Source organism: Aquiflexum balticum DSM 16537 (assembly GCF_900176595.1).
In the GTDB taxonomy this organism is placed as follows: domain Bacteria; phylum Bacteroidota; class Bacteroidia; order Cytophagales; family Cyclobacteriaceae; genus Aquiflexum; species Aquiflexum balticum.
In genome coordinates this window covers 209,480-220,200 of sequence record NZ_LT838813.1, presented here as the reverse complement: position 1 = coordinate 220,200, position 10,721 = coordinate 209,480, and the positions used below count along the sequence as shown (strand labels likewise).

General features: G+C 40.5%; 11 protein-coding genes. 7 read left to right on the top strand and 4 right to left on the bottom strand.

Going from position 1 to position 10,721, the window contains the following annotated elements; genetic code table 11:
* From murG to ftsZ, 5 genes are all read left to right on the top strand, one after another.
* The gene (murG, locus tag B9A52_RS01055; protein ID WP_262483141.1) at positions 1-1,113 is read left to right on the top strand and encodes an undecaprenyldiphospho-muramoylpentapeptide beta-N-acetylglucosaminyltransferase; all 1,113 of its coding nucleotides are present in this window, start codon (positions 1-3) and stop codon (positions 1,111-1,113) included.
* Positions 1,110-2,507 carry a UDP-N-acetylmuramate--L-alanine ligase gene (murC, locus tag B9A52_RS01050; protein WP_084118546.1) on the top strand — a complete coding sequence of 466 codons (1,398 nt, stop codon included), beginning with the start codon at positions 1,110-1,112 and terminating at the stop codon, positions 2,505-2,507. The genes murG and murC overlap by 4 nt, the downstream gene beginning before the upstream one ends.
* Positions 2,497-3,252: a cell division protein FtsQ/DivIB gene (locus B9A52_RS01045; protein ID WP_084118545.1), complete on the top strand. Its 756-nt coding sequence runs from the start codon at positions 2,497-2,499 to the stop codon at positions 3,250-3,252. Before murC ends, B9A52_RS01045 begins: the two co-directional genes overlap by 11 nt.
* Before the next feature lie 11 nt (positions 3,253-3,263).
* Complete coding sequence (ftsA, locus tag B9A52_RS01040; protein WP_084118544.1) at positions 3,264-4,580, top strand: cell division protein FtsA; 1,317 nt, start codon at positions 3,264-3,266, stop codon at positions 4,578-4,580.
* Between the two features lie 109 nt (positions 4,581-4,689).
* Complete coding sequence (gene ftsZ, locus B9A52_RS01035; RefSeq protein WP_084123344.1) at positions 4,690-6,336, top strand: cell division protein FtsZ; 1,647 nt, start codon at positions 4,690-4,692, stop codon at positions 6,334-6,336.
* 2 nt (positions 6,337-6,338) lie between these two features.
* Here the strand turns inward: ftsZ and B9A52_RS01030 are convergent, their stop codons facing one another.
* The gene (locus tag B9A52_RS01030; protein WP_084118543.1) at positions 6,339-6,863 is read right to left on the bottom strand and encodes an NADPH-dependent FMN reductase; all 525 of its coding nucleotides are present in this window, start codon (positions 6,861-6,863) and stop codon (positions 6,339-6,341) included.
* A 130-nt stretch (positions 6,864-6,993) separates the two neighbouring features.
* Between B9A52_RS01030 and B9A52_RS01025 the strand changes: the two genes are divergently transcribed.
* Together B9A52_RS01025 and B9A52_RS01020 are read left to right on the top strand one after the other, a co-directional pair.
* On the top strand, positions 6,994-7,830 hold the full coding sequence (locus tag B9A52_RS01025) for a purine-nucleoside phosphorylase (protein WP_084118542.1): 837 nt from the start codon (positions 6,994-6,996) through the stop codon (positions 7,828-7,830).
* Positions 7,831-7,863: 33 nt separating this feature from the next.
* Positions 7,864-8,685 (top strand): purine-nucleoside phosphorylase, encoded by an 822-nt coding sequence (locus B9A52_RS01020; protein WP_084118541.1) that lies wholly within the window; start codon positions 7,864-7,866, stop codon positions 8,683-8,685.
* Positions 8,686-8,812: 127 nt separating this feature from the next.
* Here B9A52_RS01020 and frr read toward each other — a convergent pair whose 3' ends face one another.
* From frr to B9A52_RS01005, 3 genes are all read right to left on the bottom strand, one after another.
* On the bottom strand, positions 8,813-9,373 hold the full coding sequence (gene frr, locus B9A52_RS01015) for a ribosome recycling factor (RefSeq protein WP_084118540.1): 561 nt from the start codon (positions 9,371-9,373) through the stop codon (positions 8,813-8,815).
* Positions 9,374-9,385: 12 nt separating this feature from the next.
* Positions 9,386-10,096: a UMP kinase gene (gene pyrH, locus B9A52_RS01010; RefSeq protein WP_084118539.1), complete on the bottom strand. Its 711-nt coding sequence runs from the start codon at positions 10,094-10,096 to the stop codon at positions 9,386-9,388.
* 101 nt (positions 10,097-10,197) lie between these two features.
* The gene (locus B9A52_RS01005) at positions 10,198-10,692 is read right to left on the bottom strand and encodes an acetyl-CoA carboxylase biotin carboxyl carrier protein subunit (RefSeq protein ID WP_084118538.1); all 495 of its coding nucleotides are present in this window, start codon (positions 10,690-10,692) and stop codon (positions 10,198-10,200) included.
* Positions 10,693-10,721: the final 29 nt, after the last annotated feature.

Below are 10,721 nucleotides of genomic sequence, written 5' to 3'. Positions count from 1 at the left end.
TTGAAAAATACAGAGACACCATATCGAATCATGATCAGCGGCGGAGGAACAGGAGGTCACATCTACCCGGCCATTGCCATTGCCAATGCCTGGAGGGAAAAGCATCCTGATTCTGAGATTCTTTTCGTAGGTGCCGAGGGAAAAATGGAAATGCAGAAAGTACCAGAAGCGGGATATAAAATAGTCGGATTAAGAGTAGCAGGATTACAGAGAAGTCTGAGTTTATCAAATCTAAGTTTCCCCTTCAAATTAATAGCAAGTCTGAACAAGTCGAAAAAATTGCTTAAAGAATTTACTCCCAATGCGGTAGTTGGGGTAGGGGGATATGCCAGTGGTCCATTGTTATATGCTGCTCAGGGAAAAGGGATTCCTACCATGATTCAAGAGCAAAATTCTTATGCTGGTCTAACCAATAAATTATTGGCTAAAAGGGCCAAGAAAATTTGTGTGGCTTATCCGGGAATGGAGAAGTTTTTTTCCAAGGAAAGTATTCAATATACAGGCAATCCGGTCAGGAAAGATATCCTTAACCTTGAAGGTAAAAGAGAAAAAGCATTTCAGCACTTTGGATTGGTAAAGGATAGAAAAGTCCTATTGATTTTGGGAGGAAGCTTGGGGGCACGAACTATCAATCATGCGGTTCTTGCCGATATGGAAGCTTTTGAAAAGGATGGATATCAATTGCTATGGCAGAGTGGTAAATTCTATTTTCAGGAATGCTTGGAAAAAGTAAAGATGTCAGGGTTGAAGCATATTCATGTAAAAGAGTTTATCCGGGAAATGGATTTGGCTTATGCCGCTGCAGACATGGTTGTTTCCCGGGCAGGAGCTTTATCTGTTTCTGAATTGAGTTTGGTCGGAAAACCAGTGGTTTTTATTCCTTCCCCTAATGTTGCCGAAGACCATCAGACCAAAAATGCCATGGCTTATGTATCCAAGGATGCAGCTATCATGCTCAAAGATGCAGAGGCAGTCGGGAAATTAAAATCAGTGGTTGACATGATTTTGGATGATTCTGTAAAAGTCAAAAGTCTTGGGATAAATATGCATAAACTGGCAAAGCCGAGGGCAGCCGAAGAAATTGTTGAAGTGTTGGAAAGAATTCTTGCATGAATTTCAAGAAACTACATAGCGTCCATTTCCTGGGTATAGGAGGCATAGGCATGAGTGCCTTGGCACGATGGTTTAACCACATCGGTGTCAAAGTGTCGGGCTATGATAAAACCCCCTCTCCCTTGACTGCTGCATTAGAGCAGGAAGGGATGGAAATCAGCTTTGAAGATCGGTTGGAAATGATTCCTGATCGGGTGAAAGTTGATAAAGAAAAAGCCTTGATTATTTGGACTCCGGCAATGCCTAAAGACTCCGTACAGCTCAATTTCTTTATGGAAAATGGCTATTCTCTAAAGAAAAGGGCAGCTGTTCTCGGAATGATTACGGCCAACATGCCTACCATAGCGGTAGCAGGAACTCACGGTAAAACAACCACATCTTCCATGATAGCCCATTTGCTCAAATCAGGAGGTAAAAATATAGCGGCTTTTTTGGGAGGTTTAACACAGAATTATAACAGCAATTTAATTCTTCATGATGAAGAAAATGATGCTGCTACTGTTGTGGTGGAGGCTGATGAATTCGACAGGTCCTTCTTGCACCTGCATCCCAATGTGGCTGTGGTGACAAGTGCCGATCCAGATCATTTGGATATATATGGAGATGATACCCAAATGTTGGAAGGATTCAGGCAATTTGTTGATTTGATAGCTGATGAAGGTCAGCTTTATGTACAGTCGAAAGCATTTTCAAAATTAGGCCAACTCAAGAATTCTTCTGTAAAAGTCAGGAATTACGGACTTAACAGCGGGGAAATTCAAGCAAGACATATTCAGGCAAAGCCTGCTGCCTTCATCTTTGATTATACCAGTAATGAAAGAAGCATAAAAGGGTTGGAGCTGAAGATGCATGGTTTTCATAATGTGGAAAATATCCTTCCTGCCATTTCCATTGCTTTGGATTATGGCCTGGACGAATCGGAGATTAGAAAAGGAGTCAGCACTTACAAAGGTGTAAAAAGAAGATTTGAGATATGGGTGCAGTACGAAGACAGGATTTTCATTGATGATTATGCCCATCATCCTGAAGAAATAAAGGCATTTCTGACTTCAGTAAAAGCCATGTATCCGGACAAAAAACTCACGGCTGTTTTTCAGCCACACTTGTATACAAGAACAAGAGATTTCGCTGAAGGCTTTTCTGAAAGCCTATCAATAGCGGATGAGGTAGTATTGCTGGACATTTATCCGGCAAGGGAACTCCCGATAGAGGGAGTAACGGCTTCGATGTTGCTGGAAGGAATTACTTCTATGAAGAAATCCCTTCAGACCAAGGAAGGATTATTGGATTACCTTGAATTGAATACCCCTCAGGTTTTGGTGACCATAGGAGCGGGAGATATCGACAGGTTGGTCACACCTATTGCAAACTGGATGAAACGTCATGAAAATTAGATATAAAAAATCATTGGTTTTCTCTTCACTGGTATTTGTACTGGTAGTATTTATAGGTTTTGTTGAGAGAAAGGATTCAGAAAGGACCCTAAACAGCATTGAAGTCAATGTGAAGGGAATTGCTGATGTTTATTTTGTCAATGAAAAAGACATCCTAGACGCAATTAAAACTGAGTTTCCTTTGCTCCTTCCGGGTATTTCCATGAAGGAGGTGGATCTGAATAAAATTGAAAAAAAGGTGGAGTTACATCCATTTGTAAAAAATGCGGAAGTCTTTGCGGACCTGAAGGGACATTTGATGATAGAAATTACCCAATACATCCCCATGGCCAGGATTGTCAGACCCAATGCCGCAGATGGATATATTTCTACAGAGGGAAAGATTTTACCGACTTCTCCGCAATACACTACCAGGGTGATGACTTTGGAAGGAGCTTATGCTGAAAGTTTACTTAAGCTTGAGGACATTTCTTCAACACATCAAGACCTGATGTCTCTCATTGATTATATCTATGCGGACGAATTTTGGAAAGCACAGATAGTAGGGTTGGATATACCTAAAAAAACGGACATCAGGATGTACCAGCAAGTCGGTAAGCAGGTGATTGAGTTTGGGGAAGCTAAGGACATTGAAGAGAAATTTAAAAAAATAAACCTGTTCTATGAAGAAATTCTGCCTGCCAAAGGCTGGAATACTTACACCAGAGTCAATGTAAAATATAAGGGCCAAATTGTTTGTGAATAATTGAAATCGCTATGGAAAATAACAAATTGATTGTCGGACTAGACATCGGAACCACCAAGATCTGCGCTATCATCGGGCGGAAAAATGAATTTGGGAAACTAGAGGTTCTAGGCATGGGAAAAGCTGTTTCGGATGGTGTCATCCGAGGTATTGTCACCAATATCGATAAAACCGTAAATGCCATCCAAAAAGCCGTTCATGAAGCTTCTGAAATGGCAGATGTGGATATAGTGGAGGTGATTGTAGGTATTGCGGGCCAACATATCCGAAGCACTGTGCATCATGGTGTGATTATCAGACATCCCAATCAAGATGAAATAACCGTCGAAGATGTCAGAAGACTTTCTAATGATATGGAGAACATTGTCGTTCCTCCGGGAAATACCATTATCCATGTAATGCCTCAGGATTACACCGTTGATTACGAAGATGGTATCAAAGACCCTGTGGGCATGTCAGGCTCCAGACTTGAAGCGGATTTCCATATTATCACAGCCCAGACCACAGCGATCAACAACATTAACCGATGCGTAAAGCGTGCCAACTTGGTTTCGCAGGATTTGATTTTGGAACCACTTGCCAGTTCACTTTCCGTCCTCAGCGAGCAAGACAAGGAAGCGGGTGTTTGTTTGGTTGATATTGGTGGAGGCACTACTGACATAGCGATTTTTTATGACAATATCATCAGGCACACTGCTGTGATTCCTTTGGGAGGAAATATCATTACCTCCGATATCAAGGAAGGCTGCATGGTCCTGCATCATCAGGCAGAACTCTTGAAAACCAAGTTTGGCAAAGCAATTACCGAAGAGGCAAATCCTAACGAGATCGTTTCCATTCCGGGATTACGTAACCGTCAGCCAAAAGAAATATCCATCAAAAACCTGGCAGCTATCATTCAGGCCAGGATGGAAGAGATTGTAGAATATGTCCAAAACGAATTGGTAGCCAGTGGGCATTATAAAAAACTAACAGGAGGTATAGTCCTGACAGGTGGCGGTTCGCAGCTTCAGGGAGTAGCCCAGTTGTTTGAATATATGACCGGATTGGATACCAGAATTGGCTATCCAAATGAGCACCTGGGAAAATGTAAAATAGAGGAGGTAAAAAGTCCCATGTATGCCACTTCGGTAGGATTGGTTTTGGCAGGATTTAGGTCCTTGGATGAAAGAGAAAACAACTACAGGATCAGGACAGAAAACAATTCTCAACCAAAAATTCAGGCCAAACCCCTCAGAGCTGAGTTTGGCCCGAATATATTCTCCAGTATCCGAAATAAACTGAAAGATATCATCACCAATGATATTAATGAAGATAGTAATTACTAGGGCTTATCATACCAGGGAATTAGAAGATTCTGTCTTCTAATTCCCTTTCTACAAAAACCGTACTAAAAGAAATAAATAGTTCACCAATTAATAAAAAATGTCAGATAATATGAAAGATTACAAATTTGATCTTCCGAAAAACCACAAATCCATCATCAAGGTGATAGGTGTGGGAGGAGGTGGTTCCAATGCAGTGAACCATATGTACAATATGGGAATCAAGGATGTGGAGTTTGTGGTAGTCAACACAGATGCCCAAGCTCTACAGAGCAGTCCAGTCCCGTTGAAGTTGCAGTTGGGTGCCCACCTTACCGAAGGTTTGGGTGCTGGTGCAAATCCTGAAAAAGGCAGAAATGCAGCGATTGAAAGCCGTGAAGAAATTCGCGATCTGCTTTCGGACAATACCAAAATGGTATTCATTACAGCAGGTATGGGGGGTGGAACCGGCACCGGTGCAGCTCCCGTGATTGCAAAAATTGCTAAAGATCTTGACATCCTTACCGTGGGGATTGTAACGGCTCCTTTTGTTTTTGAAGGAAGAAAGAAAATGCAGGCCGCCCAAAGTGGCATTGAGTCTCTGCGTGAAAACTGCGATACGGTTTTGGTAATCCTCAATGATAAATTGAGGGAAATCTATGGTAACCTTGCCATCCGATCTGCTTTTGCCAAAGCTGACAATGTATTGACTACTGCGGCCAAATCCATAGCCGAAATCATCACGGTACACCAGGATGTAAACGTGGATTTTGAAGATGTCAAAACAGTGATGAAAGAAGCAGGTGCTGCCGTAATGGGTTCTGCCACAGAGGAAGGAGATGGCCGTGCTATCCGTGCTGCTGAAAAAGCAATTGCTTCCCCATTGTTGAACAACGTGGATATCAGAGGTGCTCAAAAAATCCTTCTTTCCATCATGAGTGGTGAAGATGATGAGCTATCTATGGATGAATTGAGCGAAATTACCGAGTATATCCAGGAAAGAGCTGGTGATGATGCAGAGGTGATTTTCGGTCAGGGTATTGATTCAGATCTGAACAAATCCATCAGGGTAACAGTGATTGCTACGGGCTTTGAAATGGATAAATTGACCAACGCTTCCCCTTCTGGAAAAAAGGAAGAAAAAACAGAAGTGGTTGCAATTGCCGAATCAGAAGAGGAAGAAGAGGTAAAAAAAGTAATTGACCTTGAATCGGGAAAAACCTCCAAGGTTGAAGAAGATAACCTTCCTAAGCCAGGGCAGACCTTCACTTTTACTTTCAACAAACCCATGTTTACCCCTGCCAATGAAAGTAAACCTGTCGAATCAACTCCTAAAATAGAGGAGGTAAGATCTGAGCAGATAGAAAGTGAAGAAAAGGTTAAAGCTGAGCCGATTTTTGAATTTATTCCTGCCAAGACAGAGCCCAACAAAGTTGTTTTCGAATTAGAAAGTGAAGAGGAAATCAAATCACAAGTACCTGAAGAGGTAGTTAAAGAAGAACCTGCAAAGCCTCAATTCAGTAATGATTACTACGAACAGGTAAAGCAAAAAGCCATTCAAAGGGCACATGAACGTTTTGAAAGATTAAAAGGAATCAAGACTTTCAACCAACACCCTGAGGAATTCAAGGACAAGTTGGAAACTCCTGCCTTCGTAAGGAAGCAAGTGAAATTGGCTGATGTACAGCACAGTTCCGAAAGGAGTATCTCCAGGTTCAACCTGACGGATGAAAACGAGTTTTTGAAAAACAATAAGTTTCTACATGACAATGTTGATTAACTTCAAAAGTTAATCAACATTTCTGCCTGGGTGTGAAGCAATTCCATGTACAGCCTGTTGGTGAGCAGGTTATCTGACATATTCTCCTCAATCTTAGCCAGTTTAGGTTTGAGGGCAAGTACATGCATCCCAAGGTAATGGAAGATGTCGGTGAGGTGGCTCAAAGCGATGCCACCCCCGCCAATTCCTGATGAAATGCCGACCAAAGCACATTTTTTGTTCCTGAAAGAATTGGGGTAAGTCATGCCATCTATAAATGACTTGAGGATTCCAGGAAAGGAACCATTATATTCAGGTACGATAAAAACAAACTTATTGCCTTCTTTTACTTTTTTATGAAAAGCATTGTATGCTTCGTTTTTTCCGTTGTTTTCGTATAGTGCCGAAAAAGTAAAATCATGAGGCAGGTCTTCCAATTTGAGTATTTCAGAATCAGCACCCAAAGTATTGAGATTCTCCTGATACATCGAGGCAATTTTATAGGATAGGGAATTTTTTCGGTTGGTACCGACTATTATTTTGATCATGAAATGGGTGTTTCTTTTCTTTTTCGATTTCTATTACAAATGGAGAAGTCAATTAGTTTCCTTTTTGTTTAAAATCAAATTTGGAAACTGATTTCATTCTAAATTATTACTTTAGAAAAAAATTAAACCCATGAGACAGGAACCAAGCATAGATTACTCCGAACAGATTCAATTTGCCTTTGAACATATTCAAAATATATATCCCGACCCTTTGGAGATAGGGATAATTCTTGGAACCGGTCTAGGGCAATTGATAGAGAATATTGATGTCATTAAGGAAATACCCTACGATGAGATTCCTTACTTTCCTGTTTCCACCGTGGAAAGCCATCATGGCAAACTGATTATCGGAAGACTATCAGGTAAATCAGTGATTGTCATGCAAGGTAGATTTCACTACTATGAAGGGTATTCCATGAAAGAAGTGACGTTTCCTGTTCGTGTGTTGAAAAAATTGGGGATCCATCATCTATTTGTTTCCAATGCTGCAGGGGGTTTGAATCCCGATTATGGTATCGGAGAATTAATGATCATCAATGACCATATTGATTTGTTTCCCGAGAATCCATTAAGGGGGAAAAATCTGAATGAATTTGGGGTAAGGTTTCCTGATATGTCCGAACCCTATGACCTGAAATTGGTAAATAAAGGAATGGAAATTGCCCAAAAAAATAACCTTAGAGTTCATCAAGGGGTCTATGCTGCCGTTCAGGGACCAAATCTCGAAACCAAAGCCGAATACAAATACCTCAGGACGATTGGTGCTGACGCTATCGGCATGAGTACCATACCGGAAGTAATTGTAGCTCGTCATATGGATTTGTCTGTTTTTGCCATTTCTGCCATTACGGATCTTTGCTCACCCGGAAATGTCAAAAAAATCAGCATTTCAGAAGTACTTGCCGCAGCAGCGATTGCTGAACCGGGAATGAGTTTGATCATCAGAGAATTGATCAAGACATTGTAGTCCATTTCGGACTTTTTTAAACCCCGAAATTACATGAAGAAAAACCTTAACCTGCTACACTGCCGGGAATCTGCTGAATTTATCAAAAAAGGTATTAGAGGAGTTCCCAAAGTTGGGATAATACTTGGTTCCGGTTTGGGGGGATTGGTAGATGAAATTGAAAATAAAAGCATTATTCCTTATTCAGAAATTCCGCATTTTCCGGTTTCTACGGTGGAAGGCCACAGAGGGGAAATGATTTTTGGGTTTTTGAATGCGGTACCAGTCTTGGCAATGGCAGGGCGTTTTCATTACTATGAAGGTTATGACATGGATGGAGTAGTTTTTCCTATTCAGGTAATGAAAATTTTGGGAGTTGAAAAACTCATTGTCACTAACGCAGCAGGAGGATTGAATCCGGATTTTGAAGTTGGCGACTTGATGCTGATTGAGGATATCATCAGCCGATTGCCGGATAATCCTTTGCGAGGCATCAATGAGGAAGAATTTGGTCCAAGGTTTCCGGATATGAGTGAGCCCTTCGATTCCGACTGGATAGCACTAACCCTTTCAAAAGCTGAAAAACTGGGAATTAGTTTGAAAAGAGGAACATATCTGGGTGTCACTGGACCGGTTTTGGAAACAAGGGCCGAGATCAATTTTTTTAGGATTATTGGAGGGGATGCAGTGGGGATGAGCACAGTTCCTGAAGTAATTGCAGCAAATCATTTGGGGCTGAAAGTTTTGGGCATATCTGTCATCACCAATGAAAGTATTCCCAAGGTGGCAAAGGAATTTACTCACGCTGATGTGGTGGATGTTGCCCAGAGGTCTGGTAGGAAATTGGTCAAATTGGTTAAAGCTATCGTGAATTGAGACTGTAAATAAGCACAGGCCAACCTTCTTTAAAGACTATTTAGAATAAAAAAACCTGTCTTTTTAAAAACAGGTTTTGATTGATGTAATTTTTGCTAACAGCACACTCCAAACATATATTGATGGGTCAAACCGTCATGATTTCATTTTCCTTTTTATTGAATAGTTCATCGATTTTTGACGAATATTGGTCCGTCAGTTTTTGAACAAGATCTTCAGCTCTTTTTATTTCGTCCTCAGAAGCTCCTTCTTTTTGTAATTTTTTCAGCTCATCATTGGTGTCTTTTCTTACTGTACGGATGGAAATTTTTCCTGATTCACATTCGTTCTTGGATTGTTTTACCAGGTTTTTTCTTCTTTCTTCCGTCATCGGAGGAATGGTCAGGATGATGATTTCCCCGTTGTTTTGAGGTGCCAAACCAAGATCAGAATTGATAATAGATCTTTCTATTTCGCCGATAAGATTTCTTTCCCAGGGTTTGATCGACAATGTTCTGGCATCCGGAGTTGTTACAGAAGCTACCTGTTGAAGAGGTGTAGGTGCGCCGTAGTATGCCACCATTATTCCATCAAGGATATTTGGCATAGCCTTTCCTGCCCGTATTTTTAATAGCTCTGATGCGGTATGGTCTACCGCTTTTTGCATAAGTTCTTTGGCTTCTTCCAGTTGAAGTTGAATTTCTTCCATGATCTTTATGGATTATTTTGATGTAATTAAAGTTCCAATATCTTCTCCTTTAACAATTTTTTCCAAGTTTCCAGGTTTGTTCATATCAAATACCACAATGGGCAAATTGTTTTCCTGGCAAAGTGTAAAAGCAGTCATATCCATGATATTGAGGTTTTTTTCATAAGCCTCTTGAAAGGATAAGGTACTGTATTTGGTTGCGCTTTTATCCTTTTCCGGGTCTGCAGTATACACCCCATCTACTCTTGTGCCTTTCAAAACCACGTCAGCTTCAATCTCAATAGCCCTCAAACTTGCCGTGGAATCTGTAGTAAAATAAGGGTTTCCAATACCTGCTCCGAATATCACTAATCTCCCTTTTTCTAAATGGCGAATGGCTCTCCTTCTGATAAATGGTTCACAAACACTTTCAACTTTAATTCCTGACATCAGACGGGTAAACATTCCGTTTTGTTCCAAGGCACTTTGAAGAGCCATAGCATTGATAAGTGTTGCGAGCATGCCCATATAGTCTCCTTGCACTCTATCTATACCGGTTTTTTCTGCCTGAACCCCTCTGAATATATTTCCGCCCCCTATGACAATAGCTACTTCAACCCCAAGGTCTTTTATTTTCCTGATTTCCTGAGCGTATTGCTCCAATCTGTTGGAGTCAATGCCGTAATTTTTCTCGCCCATCAAAGCTTCTCCGCTCAATTTCAGTAATATCCTGTTATATTTCATTATTTGGTTTGGTATAAAAGAGGTTATTTTTCTTACAAATTCCAGTTTGTAAATCCGACAAATATAAAGCCTTCCAAAAGAAATCTAAACAGAACAAAGTTTTAAAATTGGATTAGCACCTGATTTTTTTCGACGCTTTGCCCTTTTTTGATTTTAACGGATTTGACAATTCCATCACCGGGAGATTTAAGGATGTTTTCCATCTTCATGGCTTCAAGTATCAAGACAGGATCTCCTTTCTGAACTTCATCCCCTTCTTTCACTTTGATATCGAAAATCAATCCGGGCATTGGGGCTTTGATTTCTTTTGCGGAATTGTTCTGTAGATTATTCATTCCCAATTTTTCCAACAAAAGGTCAAACTTATCTCTGATTTTTATATCACAGGGTTTGTTGTTGAGTTTCAACTTAATGGTTTTGGTTTCGGAATCCAAGCTGACCAATTCCAGATTATAAGACTGGTTTTGATAGATTACATGATAATGGCGATCTCCTGTTTTTGCGATATCCCATTCCAGAATATTTCCGTTTACAGAAAGTAGGTCTTTTGATTTTTCAACCTCAAAAACTGAATTGTTGATACTAACTGAATACATTTCTTTTAATTTGCGATAAATATACAATT